The following is an 18,688-nucleotide window of genomic DNA, read 5'->3' on the forward strand; positions in this document are numbered from 1 at the left end:
GTGGCTGGCATGAATGAAAAACTTTCTGCACTGATGGACGGTGATCTTGATAATCAGTCTGTTCGCCTGATGGTCGACCGTCTGAATCGCGAAGACACGCTGAAGAAGGACTGGGATGTTTACTGTCTGATCGGCGATGTGATCCGCGGGGAACAACAGGGCGCACCCGATATGGTCGCCCGCGTGATGGCGGGGCTTGATGACGAGCCCACCGTGCTCGCGCCGCGTGCGATGCCCGCTGACGCGCCGCGCCGCGCGGTGTGGCAATCCCTGATGCCGATCGCGGCCTCGGTGATGGGCGTTGCTGCAGTCGGGCTGGTTGCGGCAACCATGTACACCGGCGATGCGGGCATTGCCCAGGTTGCTGCCGTGCCTCGTGTACTTACGATGGCGCCGGTTCAGACTGTTTCGGTGGCTGCGCCGGCGGCTGCAGAGACCCGCCATCGTGAGTACCTGTTCGTGCATCAGGCTTCCACGGGTGCGGGGCCGATGCCCAGCGCGCTGCAGTACGTCAGGACAGTGTCCGCACAGTCCGAGGAAACCACCCGATGAGGTTCTGGTTTTTTGCGGTAGGCCTGTGTTCGCTGTTCTTCCAGACTGTCGCCAGTGCCGAAGCACCTTCGGACCCGCTGACGTGGCTGGGCAAGATTTCAACAGCCAGCCAGCGCCTTAATTACGTTGGTACCTTCACCTACCAGTCGGGCAAGCAGATCGAGACCTCCCGGATTGCGCATCGCGCCAATGGTGAAGGCGAGTTCGAGCGTCTAGAGGTACTCGACGGCAGTCCGCGTGAGGTCATTCGCAGTGCAGGCGAAGTGCGCTGCGTGCTGCCCGAGCAGCGGACGGTCATCATCGATCAGCCCGGCGGCCGACGTGTCTTTCCAGCGCGTCTGCCGGCCTCTTTCAACGGGCTTGCCGAAAGCTATCGTATTCGCAAGGGTGAACGTGGGCGTGTAGCCGGTTACGAAGCACAGTCCATCATTCTGGAGCCAAGGGACGACATGCGTTATGGCCACGTATTGTGGGCAGAAATGCAGACCGGACTTTTGCTCAAGTCACGAATGGTGGACGCGCGCGGCGAAATGATCGAGCAGTTCACGTTCAGCGATCTTCGTATCGGCGGGGACGTGGATGGCGCGCTGCTCAAGCCGCGCTTCAGTCAGGGTGAGGGCTGGCGTGTGGTCAGTGTGCGCGGCGACGAGATCAGCAAGGCTGACGCCGGTTGGCAACTGCGTACGCCGATCACCGGTTTTTCGCTCAATTCGGTGGTGCGGCGTTCACTCGGTGCTGACCGGGGCGATGCGGTGCATATGGTCTTCAGCGACGGGCTCGCAGCCATCTCGGTGTTCATCGAGCCGACCGGACCTGAAGCCGCGGCCAATGTCGGCGCGTCGTCGAGCGGGGCAATCAACGTATTCAAGCGCACTGTCGGCGCGCACGTCGTGACGGCGCTGGGCGAGGTACCGGCCCGCGCAGTGCAGCGACTGGCCGAGGGCATCGAAGCGGTGTCGCGATGATCGAGGCGCCTGCAGAAGTCGTTCGCGTCGATGGGGGCACGGCCTGGGTTCGCCTGAGTGAGAAGCAGGGTGGATGCGGGCGCTGTGACGAGCCTGGCGGCTGCCGCTCGATGCGAATCACGGATACCTTCGGTTCCCCGAATCAGGTATTTACCCTCGACGACCCCCTTGGATTGCATCCCGGCGAGCGGGTCAGGATCACGATCCCCGACGGTGCACCATTGCGGGCCGCACTGCTCAGTTATGGGCTTGCGGTCCTGCTGATGCTCGGTGGTGCGGCAGCCGGAAGCCTTTTTTCCGACGCAGGTCAGGCCGACCTCGGGGCTGGCCTGGGCGTGCTCTGCGGGCTGGGGCTTGCCGTATTCATCAACCGCCTTCTGGCGCGCAGTCGTAACTGGCGAGGTGGCCTGAGAATGACTTTGTCCCGCGACCTGACCGCCTGCAGTCACGCTCACCACTCATGATCCGGATACTTCGTATTACGCTGCTGGCACTCCTTCTGTGCGTGCCTGCCGCACCTGCGCTTGCAGTCGTCAATCTGCCGGACTTCACCGCGCTCGTGGAACGCCAGGGAACGGCGGTGGTGAATATCAGCACGATATCTAATACGACCCAGAAAGCGCGCGCTTTTCCCGAGCTGGACGAGGGCGATCCGATGTTCGACTTTTTCCGTCGGATCGTGCCGCGCCAACCGCGAACCCCGCAGCGCGAACCCGACAACGAGTCGCTCGGCTCGGGTTTCATCATCAGCAGTGACGGTTTCATTCTGACCAACGCCCACGTCGTCGAAGATGCCGAGGAAATCCTCGTGCGTCTGGCGGACAAGCGGGAGTATCGAGCCCGCGTGATCGGGGCGGATGCACGCAGTGATGTAGCGCTGATCCAGATCGAGGCCAAGGGCCTGCCAAAGGTCACCCTGGGCGAGCCGGATCGGCTCAAGGTCGGAGAGTGGGTTCTGGCCATCGGCTCACCCTTCGGTTTTGATCAGACGGTCACCGCCGGCATCGTGAGCGCCAAGGACCGCAGTCTGCCCGACGAGAACTTCGTTCCCTTCATTCAGACCGACGTTGCGATCAACCCGGGTAACTCTGGTGGGCCCTTGTTCAACCTCAAGGGCGAGGTGATCGGCATCAATTCCCAGATCTACAGTCGTACTGGCGGTTTCATGGGGCTGTCGTTCGCGATTCCGATCGATGTTGCTATGGATGTGCAACAGCAGTTGCGCACGCACGGGCGCATTCAGCGCGGCCGAATCGGCGTGGCCATCCAGGAGGTTACCGTCGATCTGGCCGAGAGCTTTGGTCTGCCGAAGGCATCCGGTGCGCTCGTCAGTGCGGTCGAACCCGATAGCCCCGCTGCGAGGGCGGGGGTGATGCGCGGCGACGTGATCGTGAGATTCGACCGCCGCGACGTAGACAAGTCGAGTGAGCTCCCACGTATCGTTGCCGCGCGCCGCCCCGGTACCCGTGCAGACATGCTGGTGTATCGCGAAGGTACACCGAAGGAGCTGAAGGTCACGCTTGGTGAATGGCGTGATCCGCAGACGCCCCGTGTGCGCAAGACCAGCATGCCGTCAAACACCGGAAACCGGCTGGGCCTGGTGCTGGTCAAGCCGCCGATGATCCGTGGTCGTGATCAGGTTGCGGCACAGGGCCTGATGGTCGATCGCGCTGAAGGCCCAGCGGCCCGTGCATCCCTTCAGGTCGGCGACACCGTGCTGGCCGTCATCGTGGGTGGCAAACAGACCTCGCTCGCTGCGCCTGAAATTTTTGATCGCATCGTTGCGGAACTCAAGGAGGGGCAGCAGTTGAGCCTGCTCGTGCTGCGCGGTGAGGCCAGCTCCTTCGTCAGTCTGCGTGCCGGCAAGTGATGCGTGAGCTGACCGTACTGAGCCGGGAGTGGTGCCATTTGTGCCACGACCTGGTCGCGGCCCTCAAACCCATTGCAGCAGAACTGGGCTGGACGGTGGAAGTCATCGATGTCGACCTCCATCCCGAACTCGAGGCTCGTTGGGACGAACTTGTCCCCGTTGTACTCCACGGTGAGCACGAACTCTGCCACTACCATCTCGATGAAACGGGTGTCCGTGCCTATTGCGGTGCTTTTCCGCTAGAATCCGACGCTTGACGAGGCCAACCAATTCCAGAACGGGTGCCGAAAGGCACCCTTTTTGCGTGCGCATGCAACATATCAGAAACTTCTCCATCATTGCTCATATCGATCACGGCAAGTCCACGCTGGCCGATCGACTCATTCACTTCTGCGGCGGGCTCTCCGACCGCGAGATGGAGGCGCAGGTGCTCGACTCGATGGATATCGAGCGCGAGCGCGGCATCACCATCAAGGCGCAGACTGCTGCGCTGCACTACAAGGCGAAAGACGGGAAGGTCTACAACCTAAACCTGATCGACACCCCGGGCCATGTGGACTTTTCGTACGAAGTGAGCCGTTCGCTGGCCGCGTGCGAGGGCGCCCTGCTGGTGGTCGACGCATCGCAGGGGGTTGAGGCGCAGACGGTCGCCAACTGCTACACCGCGCTCGACCAGAACGTTGAAGTCGTGCCGGTCCTGAACAAGATCGACCTGCCCGCAGCGAACCCGGAGAACGCCCGTCAGGAAATCGAGGACGTCATCGGTGTCGATGCCGCCGAGGCGATCCTGTGCTCGGCAAAAACCGGTATCGGCATCGAGGAAGTGCTCGAGGCCGTCGTGGCGAGGGTGCCGGCGCCGCGTGGTAATCCCGACGGGGCCTTGAAGGCGCTCATCATCGACTCGTGGTTCGATAACTACGTCGGCGTCGTGATGCTTGTGCGTGTAGTCGACGGCATACTCCGGCCCAAGGACAAGATTCTGCTGATGTCGAACGGCGCGCAGTATCCCTGCGAGCAGGTCGGCGTGTTTACGCCGAAGTCGGTCAGCCGTGATCACCTGGCTGCTGGCGAAGTGGGTTTCATCATTGCAGGCATCAAGGAGCTCGAGGCCGCAAAGGTCGGTGATACCGTCACTCTCGCGAGCAAGCCGGCCGCCGCGCCTCTGCCGGGCTTCAAGGAAATCAAGCCGCAGGTGTTTGCCGGTCTGTACCCGGTTGAGTCGAGCGAGTACGACCAGTTGCGTGATTCGCTGGAAAAGCTCCGCCTCAATGACGCGTCGCTGCAATTCGAGCCCGAAGTGTCGCAGGCGCTGGGCTTCGGCTTCCGCTGCGGATTCCTCGGTTTGCTGCACATGGATATCGTGCAGGAGCGTCTCGAGCGCGAATTCGACATGGACCTCATCACCACTGCACCGACGGTGATCTATGAGGTCGTGCTCAACAGCGGCGAGGTCATCCAGGTCTCGAACCCGTCGAAGCTGCCCGAACCGGGCAAGTTCCAGGAGATTCGCGAACCGATCATCACTGCAACGATTTTCCTCCCGCAGGATTACGTCGGTCCGGTCATCACCCTGTGCAACCAGAAGCGTGGCTCGCAGGTGGACATGCGATATCACGGACGCCAGGTGCAGCTGATCTACGACATGCCGATGAACGAAGTGGTGATGGACTTCTTTGACAAGCTCAAGTCGGTTTCACGTGGCTATGCGTCGCTCGACTACGAGTTCAAGGAGTACATCACGGCCGATCTGGTCAAGCTCGACCTGATGGTCGGTGGCGAGAAGGTCGATGCACTTTCGGTGATCGTTCACCGGGTCAACGCGGCGTTCCGTGGCCGCGAGTTGGCAGCCAAGCTGCGTGGCCTTATTCCGCGCCAGATGTTCGATGTCGCGATTCAGGCCGCGATCGGTGCGAACATCATCGCGCGCGAGACGATCAAGGCTTTGCGCAAGAACGTGCTGGCCAAGTGTTATGGCGGCGACATTTCGCGGAAGAAGAAGCTGCTCGAGAAACAGAAGGAAGGCAAAAAGCGCATGAAGCAGGTCGGAAACGTCGAGATTCCGCAGGAAGCCTTCCTTGCCGTGCTGCGTACGGACGAAGGCAAGTAAACCTGCAACCAGGCGTCTCAGCGGCGTCGTAACTGACTGGAGTCTGCGTGAATTTTGCTTTGATCCTTTTTCTATTGCTCGTTGCCACAGGTGTGTTGTGGGCCTTCGATCGATTCCATGCACGCAAGCAGCGCGCAGCGGGTGCCCCGTCTCCGTGGTGGGTCGAGTACGGTGCGAGCTTCTTCCCGGTGATCGTGATCGTCTTCGGGCTGCGCTCGTTCATCGTCGAGCCGTTCAAGATTCCGTCCGGCTCGATGATTCCGACCCTGCTCGTGGGCGATTTCATTCTGGTGAACAAGTTCACCTATGGCATCCGCCTTCCGGTGATCAACAAGAAGGTCATCGACATTAACGATCCTGAACGTGGTGATGTCATGGTCTTCCGCTATCCGGCCGACCCTTCGATGGACTACATCAAGCGCGTTGTCGGTTTGCCGGGCGACAAGGTCGAGTACATCAACAAGCGCCTGCGCATCAACGGTGAGGCAGTGCAGACCGACGAGGCGGGCAGCTACCTCCATCCGGACCGTCTCTACTACTCGCCACAATATGTCGAGAAGCTTGGAAGTATCGAGCACAACGTGTTGCTCGAGCGCGAAGCCCCAGCCTTTGTACCCCAGGTGCTGAATTACCCCAACCGGGACAACTGTACATATACTAGCAGCGGCGTGACCTGCACTGTGCCCCAAGGGCATTACTTCGTCATGGGCGACAACCGCGATGCCAGCAGTGACAGCCGTGTCTGGGGGTTTGTGCCGGACGAGAACATTGTCGGGCGCGCCTTTTTCATCTGGTTCAACTTCAATGACATGAAGCGAATCGGTCGCTTCCACTGATGACGGGGAATGTAGTCATGACTCAATCTCGCCAGCGCGGCCTCAGCCTGATCAGCGTGATGATTGTCGGCGGCCTGCTCGCTTTCGTACTGCTGATCGCCTTTCGCACGGTTCCTGCAATCAACGAATACATGGCGGTCGAGCGCATCGTGAAACTCGTTGCCGAAGAAGGGGACGGTGGCGCGACCCTCACTGAAATGCGCCGCAGTTTTGACCGCCGTGGTCAGATCGACGACGTGTCCTCCGTTACCGGCACCGATCTGACAATCAGCAAACTTGCGGGCAAGGTCGTTGTCGAAGCTGAGTATTCGCGCAAGGTGCCCGTGGCCGGCAATGTCAGTCTTCTGTTCGACTTCCAGGTTTCGAGCGCCGGTAGCTGATGTCGGAGTTCAATGAAAGGCTGCAACGCAAACTCGGCCACGTTTTTTCTGATCCGGAGTTGCTGCAGCAGGCACTGACACATCGCAGTTTTGGACAGCTAAACAATGAGCGCCTCGAATTTTTGGGTGACAGCGTACTCAATTGCGTGACTTCGATTGCGCTTTTCGAGCGTTTTCCCGACCTCAAGGAAGGGGAGCTGTCTCGGGTTCGCGCTTCGCTGGTTCGACAGGAGGCGCTTCATCGTCTGGCGGTGGACCTGCAGCTCGGCGACTGTTTGCGGCTGGGCGAAGGTGAGCTCAAGTCAGGCGGCTTCCGGCGTCCATCCATCCTTGCGGATGCGGTCGAAGCCATTATCGCGGCGGTGTTTCTGGATGCCGGTTTCGAAGCGGCCAAGGCCGTGATCGACCGCTTGTACGTGCCACTGCTTGCAGAAGTGAATCCGGCGGCACCGTCGAAGGATCCGAAGACGGCGCTTCAGGAGTGGCTACAGGGCCGAAAGATTGCTTTGCCCACCTACACCATGGTGCAGGTACTCGGCGAAGCACATGCGCAAGAGTTTGAAGTGTCGTGCGAGGTGCCGAAGCTTGCCGTGCGTACGGTCGGTCGCGGTACCAGCCGCCGTGCTGCGGAGCAGCAGTCGGCCCAGCTCGCACTGACAAAATTGAGGAAGAAATGAATACAACGCCGGACAAGGACGAACCCATCGACAAACCAGACTTTCGTGCTGGCTTCGTCGCCATTGTCGGTCGGCCCAACGTCGGTAAATCGACCTTGCTCAACCGTCTGATCGGGCAGAAGATCAGCATCGTGTCGAGCAAGGCGCAGACTACGCGCCACCGCGTGACGGGCATCCTGACAAACAAGGACGCGCAGTTCATCTTTGTCGACACGCCGGGCTTCCAGACGCAGCACCGCAATGCACTTAACCGCTCGATGAATCGCACGGTGTCGCAGGTGCTCTCCGATGTCGATCTGGTGTTCTTCGTGGTTGAAGCCGGGCGCATGGGCGATGACGACAAGCGTGTGCTCGAAGTGATTCCGGAAGGCGCGAAGGTGGTGCTGGTCATCAACAAGGTCGACCAGCTCAAGGAGAAGGCGCGCCTGCTTCCGTTCATCGAAAGCGTGCGCGGGCTGCGCGACTTCGTCGAGATCGTGCCGTTGTCGGCCGAGCGCGGCAACAACTGCGACACCCTCATCAGCGCGGCAACGCCGCTGCTGCCCGAAGGCATCGCCATGTACGAGGAAGACGAGATCACCGATCGCAGCGAACGCTTCCTTGCGGCCGAGTTCCTGCGTGAGAAGCTGTTCCGCTTGCTTGGCGACGAGCTGCCTTACGGCATTGCGGTGGAGATCGAAAAGTTTGAAACCGAGGGGCGACTGCGCCGTATCCATGCGGCGGTCATTGTGGACAGGGCAGGGCACAAGGGCATCGTGATCGGCAAGGGCGGCGAAAAGCTCAAGCGCATTTCGTCTGAAGCTCGTGTCGAACTCGAGAAGCTGTTCGACGGCAAGGTGTTTCTCGAGGTGTGGGTCAAGGTCAAGAGTGGCTGGGCCGACGACGAACGTGCGCTGAAGAGCCTCGGGTACGAGTGAGCACGCGTCGACGTGGCGCTGAAGCAACGTATCGAGCAGCAGCCGGCATGGGTGTTGCACACGCTACCCTGGCGTGAAACCAGCCTGATCGTCGAAGTGTTTTCGCTCGAACATGGCCGCGCAGCGCTTGCGGCAAAGGGCGCACGGCGGCCGATGTCTGCCCTCCGGGGCGTCCTGATGGCGTTTCAACCCCTGCTCATGGACTGGTCGGGCGGGGGGGAAGTGAAGACGCTGATCCGTGCTGAGTGGCGTGGCGGGCAGCCGCTCCTGACCGGGCGTGCCTTGCTGTGCGGCTACTACCTCAATGAACTCATGCTCCGCCTCACGGCGCGGGAAGATCCGCACCCTGCGCTGTTCGAGGCTTACGAAACCGCCGTCACTGCGCTTGGCCGCAACGAAAGCCTCCCGCCCATTTTTCGTCGTTTCGAGCTCACGCTGCTGCAGGAACTCGGCTACGGCATTGCGCTCGATTCCGCCGAGGACGGGGCGATCCGGCCCTCCGGGCGCTACCGCTATATAATCGAACGAGGCCCTGTTGCCATCGATCTGGCAGCCAACGCGGATGAGATCGAGGCATTCGGCGAGGACGATCTGCCCGTCAGCGGGCAGACCCTGCTCGACATGGCAGCAGACGATTTTTCTCGCACCGAAACACTGATCCAGTCAAAGCGGCTGTTGCGTGCGCTGATAAACCACTACCTCGGCGGGCAACAATTACAGTCGCGCCGGGTACTGAAGGAGTTGCAGGAACTGTGATCGAACTGGGCGTCAACATAGACCACGTCGCCACGTTGCGGCAGGCGCGTCGCACCTGGGAGCCCGACCCGGTATGGGCCGCGGTCGAAGCGCATCTGGGTGGAGCCGACGGGATTACCGTGCATCTGCGCGAGGACCGGCGCCACATCAACGACAGTGACGTGCGCCGCTTGCGCGAACTCACGCAGGTAAAGCTCAACCTTGAGATGGGCGCAACCGACGAAATGGTGGACATCGCCTGCGGCTTGAAGCCAGAGATGGCGATGCTGGTACCTGAAGGCCGGCACGAAGTCACCACCGAGGGCGGACTCGACGTGCTGGCACAGGAAGCGCGACTCAAGGACGTTGTCGGTCGGCTTGCTGATGCCGGAATCGTGACCAGCGTCTTCATCGATGCAGAGTTGCCGCAGATCGAAGCCGCAGCGCGGATCGGTGCGCGCGTGTGCGAGATCCACACCGGGCCATATGCGCACGCCTTTCATGATGCCGGCCGCGATTCCGAAAGCCCGGCGGTACTGCTCGAACTCGAGAAGGTACGGCGTGCGGGCGAGGCGGCGTGCGGATTAGGCATGCGCTTCAATGCAGGCCACGCCTTGAACTATTACAACGTCGAGCCGATCGCCCGCCTTGCCGGTGTGCGCGAGCTTCACATCGGTCATGCAATTGTCAGCCGTTCCGTGTTCATTGGTCTGCGGGCTGCCGTTGCCGAAATGAAGCGTCTGATCCGCGAAGCCGCGGCTCATGCCGCTCATCGGACGTGATACCGAGCCAATGATCCACGGGGTAGGGACCGATATCGTCCGCGTCGAACGTCTGCGGGAGGCGCTTGAGCGTCACGGCGAGCGCTTTGCACTGCGAATTCTCGCCGAGTCCGAACGTGATGCCTGGCGCGCGAGCCAGGACCCTGCCCGGATGTTGGCCAAACGTTTCGCCGCCAAGGAGGCGTTCGGCAAGGCCCTTGGCACCGGCGTTGCGGTGCCGGCCACATTGCACGCCGTCGCGGTCGCGCATGACGAGCTCGGCAAACCGCTGCTTTCATTCGACCCGCGTCTGGAAGCGTACATGAGCGAACGCGGCCTGCATGCTCACCTCAGTCTTTCTGACGAAAACGATTACGTCGTTGCGTTTGCGGTCATCGAGAAGCCATGAATACTGTTCCCCTCAAGCTGCCACGCGGTCCGGTCATGCTCGACGTTGCCGCCACGGAACTCGACGACGACGAGCGCGAGCGCCTGTGCGATCCGCTGGTCGGCGGGGTCATCCTGTTCGCACGCAACTTCTCCGGATCCGAACAACTCGTTGCACTGACGGCCGAGATCCATGGTTTGAGGGACCCTGCGCTTGTGATTGCGGTCGATCATGAAGGCGGACGGGTGCAGCGTTTTCGTACCGATGGATTCACCCGCCTGCCCGCAATGCGCACGCTTGGACAGATGTGGGATCACGATCACCTTGCCGCGCTCGATGCGGCACGTGCGACCGGCCATGTCCTCGCGGCGGAGTTGCTCGCGCATGGAGTCGATCTGAGCTTCACCCCGGTGCTGGATCTCGACTACGGCGTTAGCCGCGCGATCGGCAATCGTGCCTTTCACCGCGATCCGCAGGTCGTCGCGACGCTGGCCCAGGCGCTTTCGGCCGGAATGGCGGAGGCGGGCATGGCGTGTGTCGGCAAGCATTTTCCGGGGCACGGCTTCGTCGAGGCCGACTCGCACCATGATATTCCGCTTGATGATCGCGAATTCGAAGCAGTATGGGCGGAGGATATTGCGCCCTATCGCCACCGACTCGGACGCCAGCTGGCCGGTGTGATGCCTGCGCACGTCATCTATCCCAGAGCCGACCCCGCACCAGCCGGTTTTTCTGGGTTCTGGTTGCAGGATGTATTGCGCAAGCGCATTGGGTTCGACGGCGTGGTCTTCAGCGACGATCTGAACATGGAAGGCGCAAAGGTCGCCGGTGACATTCTTGGTCGCGCCAAGGCAGCCTACGAGGCTGGATGCGACATGATTCTGGTGTGCAATCGCCCGGACCTTGCGGCCGATCTGCTGGATCGCTGGGCGCCGGTGCCCAACCCGGAGAGCCTCGCCCGCATCGCGGCGCTGGCGCCTGCAAGGCTTCGCACGTCCAGGCCGACAGACCCGTTTGCGCTGGAGGTGCACGGCCCCTATCTGGCTGCGCGAACGCAGGTGCTTTCGCTCCCGGCCGACGTGGCGACGGGTGCCTCCATGGCGGCGTCAACCATTGGTGACAAGACAAAGTCCTGAGGTCTCAGCCTGTGGAGCCGGATGTGACACAGTTCGCTGCGTCGTGCCTGCCTGACACAGCTTGTTCGGGACTGTGGTCTTATGGGGGCAATCCTGCGCCTGCAGCAGTGCCGGACACCGACGGACGGCTTTCATGCCGCAGCACAACCAAACTGAACGCGTAGCGCACATGAGCCACACAGATGAGCCCGCAGGCTTCGATGCCAAGTCCTTCCTCCGCAACCTGACGGAGGAACCCGGCGTTTATCGGATGATCGGCGCCGACGACAAGGTGTTGTATGTCGGCAAGGCCAAGAACCTCAAGCGCCGCGTCTCAAGCTACTTCCAGCGCACGCTGTCGAGCCCTCGCATTGCAATGATGGTGGCGCAGATCGTGCGCGTCGATGTGACCTCCACCCGCTCCGAGGCCGAAGCGCTCATCCTCGAGAACAACCTCATAAAGAGTCTCGCACCGCGTTACAACATCCTTTTTCGTGACGACAAGACCTATCCCTATATCGAATTGTCCGGCGACGCGTTTCCGCGCCTTGCATACCATCGCGGGGCATTCACCAAGGGGGCACGATATTTCGGACCGTTCCCGAACGCCTACGCGGTGCGCGAGAGCATCCATCTGCTGCAGAAAACCTTTCAGCTTCGAACCTGCGAGAACTCGGTGTTCCAGAACCGCTCGCGCCCCTGTCTGCTCAATCAGATAAAACGCTGTACCGGCCCCTGCGTCGGCCTGATCGACAGCGCCGACTACGCTACAGATGTCAGACTCGCGAGCCGGTTTCTCGACGGCCAGGCGAGCGAAGTGATCGACGACCTGACCGGGCGCATGCATGCAGCGTCGGACCGGCTCGCCTTTGAAGAGGCTGCGGCCTGCCGGGATCAGGTCAGGGTGCTTCAGGCGGTTCTTCACAGGCAGTTCGTCGACAGCCGCAAGGACGAGGACGTCGACATCCTTGCCGCGGTGGAGGAAGACGGTCTGACCTGCATCAATATCGCGATGATCCGGGGAGGTCGGCATCTCGGGGATCGGCCGCAGTTTCCGTCCGGCGCGACGGTCTCCGGTGCGCTCGACGGTCTGCTCGCGTTTGTCGAACAGCACTATGCCGAGCACCCCATTCCCGCGCGGATCCTGGTCAACCTGGATCCCCAGAGTGTGAAGGAAACGCTCGCCGAGATCAGCGAGCGGCCACAGGGCGTGGTGTCACCCCGATATGCCGCCGAGAAGGCCTGGATGGAGATGGCGGAAAAGAATGCCCATCTCGCCATTCAGGGGCGCGCGCGGGACGCCGGACGCATCGAGCAGCGACTCGATGCCTTGCGCGACGCACTCGATCTCGCCGAGGCGCCGCACCGCATCGAGTGCTTCGACATCAGCCACACCATGGGCGAAGCTACCGTCGCTTCGTGCGTGGTGTGCGAGGCAGGCGCAATGAAACGCTCCGAGTATCGACGCTACAACATCGAAGGGATTACCCCGGGTGACGATTTCGCAGCCATGCGCCAGGTGCTGGAGCGCCGTTACGGCAAGGTTGCAGCAGGCGAGGGGGTCTGCCCCGACCTGATCCTGATCGACGGCGGCAAGGGGCAGGTCAGTGCCGCGGCAGCCATCCTCGCTGAAGTCGGGCTCGAATCGGTATCGATGGTCGGGGTGGCCAAGGGGGAAGGGCGCAAAGCCGGACTCGAGACCCTGATCTTTCCCGATGGCCGCGAGGGGCTTGCACTCGGTGGCGCATCATCGGCCCTCCATCTCATCATCGAAATTCGCGACGAAGCGCACCGCTTCGCCATCACAGGTCACCGTGCGCGCCGCGGAAAAGCACGGATCGGATCCAAGCTGGATGACATCCCCGGCGTCGGTCCTGCCCGTCGACGCAACCTCCTTGCGGCCTTTGGCGGGCTGGACGGTGTGCGCAATGCAACCGTCGAGGACCTGTGCCGGGCGGATGGCATCAGCCGCGCGCTTGCCGAACAGATATACTCGGCCCTGCACTGACAATAAGGGCGAATACGCCGCGCCGCATGCCTCTCAATATACCCAACGCCCTGACCTGGGCCCGCATCGCCATGATTCCGCTTTTCGTCGGCGTGTTTTACCTGCCCGACGCATGGGTGAGCCCTGCGCAGAAGAACTTTTTTGGTACCGCGGTCTTCGTCCTCGCAGCAGTGACCGACTGGTTCGATGGCTATCTCGCGCGGGTTCTTCGGCAGACCTCCGCCTTTGGTGCCTTTCTCGACCCCGTTGCGGACAAGCTGATGGTGGCAGCTGCGCTCATCCTCCTGGTCCAGCTTGCGAGGGTCGACGCGATCATCGCCGTCATCATCATCGGACGCGAAATCACGATCTCGGCCCTGCGCGAATGGATGGCGCGGGTTGGCGAGTCCGCGAGTGTTGCGGTCGCCTACATCGGCAAACTGAAAACAGCTGCACAGATGACAGCCATTCCCTTGCTGCTATACAATGCGCCCCTGTCGTCGATTGACGTCCGCTTCGTGGGCAGTATCCTGATCTACGTGGCGGCGGCTCTTACGCTCTGGTCGATGGGGTATTACCTTCGTCGAGCCATGCCGAGGTTGGCGCGGCATATGGATCGCTAAGAGATTTTTAAATAAAAGGTTGACACAGTTTAAAAGCCGTCTATAATGGCGGTCTTTCGAGAGCGGCAGTAGCTCAGTTGGTAGAGCGATACCTTGCCAAGGTATAGGTCGAGAGTTCGAGACTCTTCTGCCGCTCCAAAGAATTTTGAGTGTGGATTTATCCATACTCGTGGCGCCGAAAGGTTGCCGACCAAGGATTAAAGGCGCGATAGCAAAGCGGTTATGCACCGGATTGCAAATCCGTGTAGGTCGGTTCGACTCCGGCTCGCGCCTCCAGGCTGTAAAGGTTTTAGAGCGGCAGTAGCTCAGTTGGTAGAGCGATACCTTGCCAAGGTATAGGTCGAGAGTTCGAGACTCTTCTGCCGCTCCAGTATGCAGAACCGGACAAGTGATTCACACTTGTCCGGTTTTTTGCATTTGGAGATCTGGCCGATGCTGCATCCACCCTTTCAGTTGCCACGTGGTGCCGTACTCCCTGATTTCGGTAATGGCGGGATCTTCGGACTGGCGCGCGACATCAACGGCTGGCTGCGCCATGCGGCGCCTCCGCCGCACGCATCCGGACTTCAACTGGAAGGCGGCGGGCCGGTCATCCTCATGGTCATCGATGGCCTAGGCGACGCCTTTCTCCAGCGCCACGGACAGGGCAGCACGATTCTGCGTTACCGTCAGCGGCGGCTGACCTCCGTTTTTCCGAGTACCACCGCAAGCGCGGTCACGACGCTCCTCACGGGCCTTTCGCCTGCGCGGCATGGGCTGACCGGCTGGTTCATGCATGATCGCCGCTTTGGCGGTGTCATCGCCCCCTTGCCACTCTACCGTCGCGGCGCAGGGGCTCTGCAAAGCCTGGCGCTGACTCCGCGTCTCTTTCCGTACGACGGAATGTTCCAGTACAGCAAGGTAGCAGCGACGATGATCTCGCCGCAGGACATCGCCTGGTCACCATTCTCGTGTCGTCATGGTCGCGGGGCCGAGCTCCGGGGCTATGCGTATCCGGACGCATTCGTGCCTGCTATCGTCGAGGCTGCATTGCAGCCGGGAAGTGCGAGACGGTTCATTCACGCCTATTACCCGCGTTTCGATGCAGTGTGTCATCACTATGGGGCTCACTCGCCGAAGGCGATCTCGGAGTTCGCGCGTATCGACCGCTACTTCGATCAACTCCTGAACGGACTTTCAGGGCGCGGGGCCAGCGTGATTCTGACCGCTGACCACGGGTTCATCGACGCACCGGATCGCAGGCACCTCCACCTGAGCAAGACACCGAAGCTCGAGGCCATGCTCGATTCACCCCTGTTTGGCGAACGGCGGGTGGTGTTCTGCCGCGTGCGACAAGGTGCTGAATCGGATTTTGAAGCGCTGGCGCGCGTGCAGTTGCGGGGCAGGGCGGTTGTCCAGCCTTCGGGACGATTGATCGACGCGGGCTTCTTTGGTCCCGGTCCAGTCAATCCACGACTGGCAGAACGGTGTGGCACGCATGTCCTGCTGATGGAAGCGGGGTGGACGCTCACTGACCGCATGCCGGGTGAGCGACTGCACAGGATGACAGGGGTCCATGGGGGGCTGAGCGCGGACGAGATGTGGGTGCCGCTGGTGCACGTGCAACCCTGATCTGTCACCACCGTGTCAAACGTTCTTCATTGCGCGGTCATGAGGTATTTCTATCCTGCTGCCTGAATCAGGAGGCGCATATGGCTGAGAAAGCGGCAAGGAAACCCAGGCTGATCACGAATCATGACAGCGATCGCGATGCGGGCTGGCTGGAGAGGGCGCTATGGCAACTGGAGGCCGACTGGGGGCCGCTTACGGGTGTCGGTGGGCCGCTGTGTTTTGTTGTGGACGAATGTGCCGAGGTCGCTGCAAGTTTTAGTGCAGATCCTCATCTGGCGGAACTGGCAGCACAATAATCCCTTCATCGAGCAGCTCACCCATCTCGTCACCGGAGGCTGCGCCGCGGATGCTCCGTGCCTCGGCATCTCCGCGATGAATACGGCGCGCCTCCTCGGGAAAACGGTTACCGACATCCTCTGCTTCGCGCGCAAGCTGCCGTATTGAAGCAGCAAACGTCGCAGCCAGCTCGCCCCCAGACTGTGGCGCCGGCTGCCTGGCCGCTGCACTTGGCGCGGGAGGCGTCGATGTGCCTCTGGTCTGCACGTATGGGGCGCTGGGCAGCCGGCGGACGTCGCTGCTGGCACATATCGGGCAGGAAACCAGCTTTTGCTCGCGTTGGGTGTCAAAAGCTGATGCCGAGGCAAACCAGCCTTCGAAGCGGTGTTCCTGGGCGCAGCATAGGTCGATAACAATCACGTTGAAATCTTTCTGGGTGTGCTGATAAGTGAGGCGTTCGCCGTGCGCCCCGGAAGGCGGCTGAATCTACTGCGGCAGGAATGGGGCGATGATGGCGCGGCGCACTTTCGTCATCGCAGCCACTTGTGCTCCCATGCGTTCAATGATGGCACATTGTGTGCGAGATCAGCCTCCACCTTTGCAGCCAGCGCGCCAAATAGCGCAAGCAGTTCAGGGCTCGGGTCATCGGGGAAGTGCGGCACAAGAATCACGCGGAGTGCGCCTGCAGGTCTCTTGCCTCGCCCCGGCACCCCCGAACCTTCCAGCCTGATTTCTCGTGCTTCAGTCGTGCCGGGCGCCAGCTCGACCTGAAGCTTGCCGCCCCCGGGCGCAGGAATGGCGAGAGTGCCGCCGGCCAGGAGCCGGAAGGCGCTGACCGGGCGCGTAAGGACCACATCGCGCCCCTCGAGAACAAACAGGGGGTGCGGCTCGATCCGCACCCGCAAGCGAAGATCGCCAGGCAGGATGCCGGCATCGTCCGGTGCTTCGCCCTTGCCCTCGAGGCGCAGCTCTTCACCCTGCAGCATGCCGCGCGGGATGCGCACCGAGAGCGTCCGGCGCGCGCCCTGCCGGCCCGAGCCGTCGCACTCGGTGCAGGTGGCGCGCTTGGAATAACCCCGGCCATCGCAGTCGGCGCACGCCACAAGGCCCGAGCCCGAGCGAATTCGGCCCGAGCCGTGACAGCCCGTGCACAGGCGGCTATGTGACAGTTCCACCACACCGCTGCCGTCACACGCTTCGCACGAAGCCTGTGACTCGATCCAGACGGACTTCTCTCCGCCATTGAAGACCTCTTCAATACACAGTTCGAGGTCCTGGAAATGATCGGCTGCACGCGCCTTCGAGTCACTTGAGGGGGGTGTTTCAGCGTCAGTGGCAGGCGCGTCGCCTTCGCCATCTCCCTCGTGAAGCCCCATCATCTGCACATAAGCGGCGCGCAGACGCTTGAAGGCCTCAAGCGCTTCGGGGGCGGAATTGCGGTCGGGATGCCATCGCATCGCAAGGCGGCGAAAGGCTTTCTTGATGCTGGCTGGGTCAGCATCGGCTGCCACGCCGAGCACGTCGTGGGCAGCAACGTCTTTCAGCATTGCATGCCCGTGCGACTCAACGTCATCTGCAAGTGGTCCGTGTTGCTGTATTCCCCGCGAACAGGACTGTGCAGCATGACGCGACTATGCGAAAATCTGCGGCTCGCCCGGATGGTGAAATTGGTATACACAGCAGACTTAAAATCTGCCGCCGCATGGCTTACGGGTTCAAGTCCCGTTCCGGGCACCAGACGAGACTTCATGTCGCGAACACCGCGCCTAGGCGCACCCGCCCACGAGCCGCGCGTGTCAGCGGCCCGCCTCGGGCAGAACGATATTGACTTCCAGCACCTCGTAGTTGTCCTGCTTTTCGAGTTGAACCTTGATGTCGTCCGGATTGACCGAAACGTACTTCGAGATCACCTCGATCAGCTCTCGCTGGAGGGCGGGCATGAAGTCGGGTTGCGCGGGTCCGCCGTTGCGCTCGTGAGCAATCAGCAGTGACAGCCGGTTCTTTGCAATCTCGGCTGTTTTCTTCTTTTCGCCAAACAGGCGGGCGAGCAGAGACATATCACTTGCCTCCGAAAAGGCGCTTCATCAGCCCCGGTTTTTCGTAGTTTACGAAACGCAGCTCACGGTCTTCACCGAGGAAGCGCGCGACCACATCGGAATAGGCTTCGGCAACGTCCGAACCCTTGAGGTGAATGGCGGGTGTGCCCTGGTTGGAAGCGTGAAGCACGGACTCCGACTCGGGAATGACGCCAATCAGCGGCACGCGCAGCAACTCCTGCACATCCTTGTACGACAGCATTTCGCCGTCTTCGACGCGCTTGGCAGAGTAACGCGTGACCAGCAGGTGCTCCTTGACCGGCTCGCCTCCTTCACGGGCACGCTTCGACTTCGACTGCAGGATGCCGAGGATGCGGTCCGAGTCGCGAACCGAGGAGACTTCGGGGTTGGTTGTGACGATTGCTTCGTCGGCAAAGGTGAGGGCCATCACGGCACCACGCTCGATACCGGCAGGCGAATCGCAGACCACATAGTCGAAGCCCATGTGCTCAAGATCATGCAGCACTTTCTCGACACCTTCTTCCGTCAGCGCATCCTTGTCGCGCGTCTGGGAAGCGGGAAGGATGAAGAGGTTCTCGCAGTGGCGATCCTTGATCAGTGCCTGGTTCAGCTTGGCCTCGCCATTGACCACGTTCACGAGGTCATACACGACACGGCGCTCGCACCCCATGATGAGGTCGAGGTTGCGCAGACCGACGTCGAAGTCGATCACGGCCGTCTTGAAGCCGCGCAGGGCCAGTCCTGACGAGAATGCAGCGCTGGTGGTGGTTTTACCTACGCCGCCCTTGCCAGAAGTAATGACGATGACTTTCACGTTTTCCCCTTGAATGT

General features: G+C 61.3%; 21 protein-coding genes and 4 tRNA genes. 21 read left to right on the top strand and 4 right to left on the bottom strand.

What is annotated here, in order from left to right:
- The first annotated feature begins 9 nt into the window (after window positions 1–9).
- The 20 genes from CEW87_RS16920 to CEW87_RS17015 all read left to right on the top strand — a co-directional run bounded on the left by CEW87_RS16920 (window position 10) and on the right by CEW87_RS17015 (window position 15,524).
- Window positions 10–552 carry a sigma-E factor negative regulatory protein gene (locus tag CEW87_RS16920; protein ID WP_108974862.1) on the top strand — a complete coding sequence of 181 codons (543 nt, stop codon included), beginning with the start codon at window positions 10–12 and terminating at the stop codon, window positions 550–552.
- On the top strand, window positions 549–1,517 hold the full coding sequence (locus tag CEW87_RS16925; protein WP_108974864.1) for a MucB/RseB C-terminal domain-containing protein: 969 nt from the start codon (window positions 549–551) through the stop codon (window positions 1,515–1,517). Before CEW87_RS16920 ends, CEW87_RS16925 begins: the two co-directional genes overlap by 4 nt.
- A complete protein-coding gene (locus CEW87_RS16930) occupies window positions 1,514–1,981 on the top strand; it encodes a SoxR reducing system RseC family protein (RefSeq protein ID WP_108974866.1) in 468 nt (155 codons plus the stop codon). The genes CEW87_RS16925 and CEW87_RS16930 overlap by 4 nt, the downstream gene beginning before the upstream one ends.
- A complete protein-coding gene (locus CEW87_RS16935; RefSeq protein ID WP_108974868.1) occupies window positions 1,978–3,387 on the top strand; it encodes a DegQ family serine endoprotease in 1,410 nt (469 codons plus the stop codon). Before CEW87_RS16930 ends, CEW87_RS16935 begins: the two co-directional genes overlap by 4 nt.
- Window positions 3,387–3,644 (top strand): glutaredoxin family protein, encoded by a 258-nt coding sequence (locus CEW87_RS16940; protein WP_108974870.1) that lies wholly within the window; start codon window positions 3,387–3,389, stop codon window positions 3,642–3,644. Before CEW87_RS16935 ends, CEW87_RS16940 begins: the two co-directional genes overlap by 1 nt.
- 53 nt (window positions 3,645–3,697) lie before the next feature.
- On the top strand, window positions 3,698–5,494 hold the full coding sequence (lepA, locus tag CEW87_RS16945) for a translation elongation factor 4 (RefSeq protein ID WP_108974872.1): 1,797 nt from the start codon (window positions 3,698–3,700) through the stop codon (window positions 5,492–5,494).
- A gap of 47 nt (window positions 5,495–5,541) precedes the next feature.
- Window positions 5,542–6,330 carry a signal peptidase I gene (lepB, locus tag CEW87_RS16950; protein WP_108974874.1) on the top strand — a complete coding sequence of 263 codons (789 nt, stop codon included), beginning with the start codon at window positions 5,542–5,544 and terminating at the stop codon, window positions 6,328–6,330.
- Window positions 6,331–6,347: 17 nt separating this feature from the next.
- Window positions 6,348–6,710, top strand: coding sequence for a DUF4845 domain-containing protein (locus CEW87_RS16955; protein WP_108974876.1), 363 nt, complete (start codon window positions 6,348–6,350; stop codon window positions 6,708–6,710).
- On the top strand, window positions 6,710–7,387 hold the full coding sequence (rnc, locus tag CEW87_RS16960) for a ribonuclease III (protein WP_108974878.1): 678 nt from the start codon (window positions 6,710–6,712) through the stop codon (window positions 7,385–7,387). The genes CEW87_RS16955 and rnc overlap by 1 nt, the downstream gene beginning before the upstream one ends.
- Complete coding sequence (gene era / locus CEW87_RS16965; RefSeq protein ID WP_108974880.1) at window positions 7,384–8,304, top strand: GTPase Era; 921 nt, start codon at window positions 7,384–7,386, stop codon at window positions 8,302–8,304. The genes rnc and era overlap by 4 nt, the downstream gene beginning before the upstream one ends.
- A 12-nt stretch (window positions 8,305–8,316) precedes the next feature.
- Complete coding sequence (gene recO / locus CEW87_RS16970) at window positions 8,317–9,060, top strand: DNA repair protein RecO (protein ID WP_108974882.1); 744 nt, start codon at window positions 8,317–8,319, stop codon at window positions 9,058–9,060.
- Complete coding sequence (locus tag CEW87_RS16975; protein WP_108974884.1) at window positions 9,057–9,821, top strand: pyridoxine 5'-phosphate synthase; 765 nt, start codon at window positions 9,057–9,059, stop codon at window positions 9,819–9,821. The genes recO and CEW87_RS16975 overlap by 4 nt, the downstream gene beginning before the upstream one ends.
- Window positions 9,822–9,831: 10 nt before the next feature.
- Window positions 9,832–10,209 carry a holo-ACP synthase gene (gene acpS / locus CEW87_RS16980; RefSeq protein WP_108977312.1) on the top strand — a complete coding sequence of 126 codons (378 nt, stop codon included), beginning with the start codon at window positions 9,832–9,834 and terminating at the stop codon, window positions 10,207–10,209.
- Window positions 10,206–11,324: a beta-N-acetylhexosaminidase gene (gene nagZ, locus CEW87_RS16985; RefSeq protein ID WP_108974886.1), complete on the top strand. Its 1,119-nt coding sequence runs from the start codon at window positions 10,206–10,208 to the stop codon at window positions 11,322–11,324. The genes acpS and nagZ overlap by 4 nt, the downstream gene beginning before the upstream one ends.
- Window positions 11,325–11,493: 169 nt before the next feature.
- The gene (uvrC, locus tag CEW87_RS16990; RefSeq protein ID WP_108974888.1) at window positions 11,494–13,311 is read left to right on the top strand and encodes an excinuclease ABC subunit UvrC; all 1,818 of its coding nucleotides are present in this window, start codon (window positions 11,494–11,496) and stop codon (window positions 13,309–13,311) included.
- A 26-nt stretch (window positions 13,312–13,337) separates the two neighbouring features.
- Window positions 13,338–13,913: a CDP-diacylglycerol--glycerol-3-phosphate 3-phosphatidyltransferase gene (gene pgsA, locus CEW87_RS16995; protein ID WP_108974890.1), complete on the top strand. Its 576-nt coding sequence runs from the start codon at window positions 13,338–13,340 to the stop codon at window positions 13,911–13,913.
- 62 nt (window positions 13,914–13,975) lie between these two features.
- Window positions 13,976–14,051: transfer RNA gene (locus CEW87_RS17000), tRNA-Gly, on the top strand.
- A gap of 64 nt (window positions 14,052–14,115) precedes the next feature.
- A tRNA-Cys gene (locus CEW87_RS17005) sits at window positions 14,116–14,189 on the top strand.
- Between the two features lie 18 nt (window positions 14,190–14,207).
- Window positions 14,208–14,283 (top strand) — tRNA-Gly (locus CEW87_RS17010).
- 62 nt (window positions 14,284–14,345) lie between these two features.
- Window positions 14,346–15,524, top strand: coding sequence for an alkaline phosphatase family protein (locus tag CEW87_RS17015; protein ID WP_108974892.1), 1,179 nt, complete (start codon window positions 14,346–14,348; stop codon window positions 15,522–15,524).
- Window positions 15,525–15,779: 255 nt separating this feature from the next.
- Here the strand turns inward: CEW87_RS17015 and CEW87_RS17020 are convergent, their stop codons facing one another.
- Complete coding sequence (locus tag CEW87_RS17020) at window positions 15,780–16,220, bottom strand: DUF1178 family protein (protein WP_108974894.1); 441 nt, start codon at window positions 16,218–16,220, stop codon at window positions 15,780–15,782.
- Window positions 16,221–16,330: 110 nt separating this feature from the next.
- On the bottom strand, window positions 16,331–17,347 hold the full coding sequence (locus tag CEW87_RS17025) for a DnaJ C-terminal domain-containing protein (protein WP_108974896.1): 1,017 nt from the start codon (window positions 17,345–17,347) through the stop codon (window positions 16,331–16,333).
- Window positions 17,348–17,452: 105 nt separating this feature from the next.
- Between CEW87_RS17025 and CEW87_RS17030 the strand changes: the two genes are divergently transcribed.
- Window positions 17,453–17,537: transfer RNA gene (locus tag CEW87_RS17030), tRNA-Leu, on the top strand.
- A 59-nt stretch (window positions 17,538–17,596) separates the two neighbouring features.
- On the opposite strand, the gene minE is transcribed toward CEW87_RS17030, so the two are convergent.
- Together minE and minD are read right to left on the bottom strand one after the other, a co-directional pair.
- Window positions 17,597–17,857 carry a cell division topological specificity factor MinE gene (gene minE / locus CEW87_RS17035; RefSeq protein ID WP_108948226.1) on the bottom strand — a complete coding sequence of 87 codons (261 nt, stop codon included), beginning with the start codon at window positions 17,855–17,857 and terminating at the stop codon, window positions 17,597–17,599.
- 1 nt (window position 17,858) lies between these two features.
- The gene (gene minD, locus CEW87_RS17040; RefSeq protein WP_108974898.1) at window positions 17,859–18,671 is read right to left on the bottom strand and encodes a septum site-determining protein MinD; all 813 of its coding nucleotides are present in this window, start codon (window positions 18,669–18,671) and stop codon (window positions 17,859–17,861) included.
- Window positions 18,672–18,688: the final 17 nt, after the last annotated feature.

Origin of the sequence: Parazoarcus communis, assembly GCF_003111665.1 — a bacterium.
In the GTDB taxonomy this organism is placed as follows: Bacteria; Pseudomonadota; Gammaproteobacteria; order Burkholderiales; family Rhodocyclaceae; genus Parazoarcus; species Parazoarcus communis_B.

Excerpts from the sequence above, each read along its gene's own strand:
- CEW87_RS16955 (WP_108974876.1), top strand. The coding sequence starts at position 6,348 with ATGACTCAATCTCGCCAGCGCGGCCTCAGCCTGATCAGCGTGATGATT.
- CEW87_RS16930 (WP_108974866.1), top strand. The coding sequence starts at position 1,514 with ATGATCGAGGCGCCTGCAGAAGTCGTTCGCGTCGATGGGGGCACGGCC.
- CEW87_RS16940 (WP_108974870.1), top strand. The coding sequence starts at position 3,387 with ATGCGTGAGCTGACCGTACTGAGCCGGGAGTGGTGCCATTTGTGCCAC.
- acpS (WP_108977312.1), top strand. The coding sequence starts at position 9,832 with ATGATCCACGGGGTAGGGACCGATATCGTCCGCGTCGAACGTCTGCGG.
- rnc (WP_108974878.1), top strand. The coding sequence starts at position 6,710 with ATGTCGGAGTTCAATGAAAGGCTGCAACGCAAACTCGGCCACGTTTTT.
- minE (WP_108948226.1), bottom strand. The coding sequence starts at position 17,857 with ATGTCTCTGCTCGCCCGCCTGTTTGGCGAAAAGAAGAAAACAGCCGAG.
- lepA (WP_108974872.1), top strand. The coding sequence starts at position 3,698 with ATGCAACATATCAGAAACTTCTCCATCATTGCTCATATCGATCACGGC.
- CEW87_RS16920 (WP_108974862.1), top strand. The coding sequence starts at position 10 with ATGAATGAAAAACTTTCTGCACTGATGGACGGTGATCTTGATAATCAG.
- pgsA (WP_108974890.1), top strand. The coding sequence starts at position 13,338 with ATGCCTCTCAATATACCCAACGCCCTGACCTGGGCCCGCATCGCCATG.
- era (WP_108974880.1), top strand. The coding sequence starts at position 7,384 with ATGAATACAACGCCGGACAAGGACGAACCCATCGACAAACCAGACTTT.
- CEW87_RS16935 (WP_108974868.1), top strand. The coding sequence starts at position 1,978 with ATGATCCGGATACTTCGTATTACGCTGCTGGCACTCCTTCTGTGCGTG.
- nagZ (WP_108974886.1), top strand. The coding sequence starts at position 10,206 with ATGAATACTGTTCCCCTCAAGCTGCCACGCGGTCCGGTCATGCTCGAC.
- CEW87_RS16925 (WP_108974864.1), top strand. The coding sequence starts at position 549 with ATGAGGTTCTGGTTTTTTGCGGTAGGCCTGTGTTCGCTGTTCTTCCAG.
- CEW87_RS17015 (WP_108974892.1), top strand. The coding sequence starts at position 14,346 with ATGCTGCATCCACCCTTTCAGTTGCCACGTGGTGCCGTACTCCCTGAT.
- uvrC (WP_108974888.1), top strand. The coding sequence starts at position 11,494 with ATGAGCCACACAGATGAGCCCGCAGGCTTCGATGCCAAGTCCTTCCTC.
- CEW87_RS17025 (WP_108974896.1), bottom strand. The coding sequence starts at position 17,347 with ATGCTGAAAGACGTTGCTGCCCACGACGTGCTCGGCGTGGCAGCCGAT.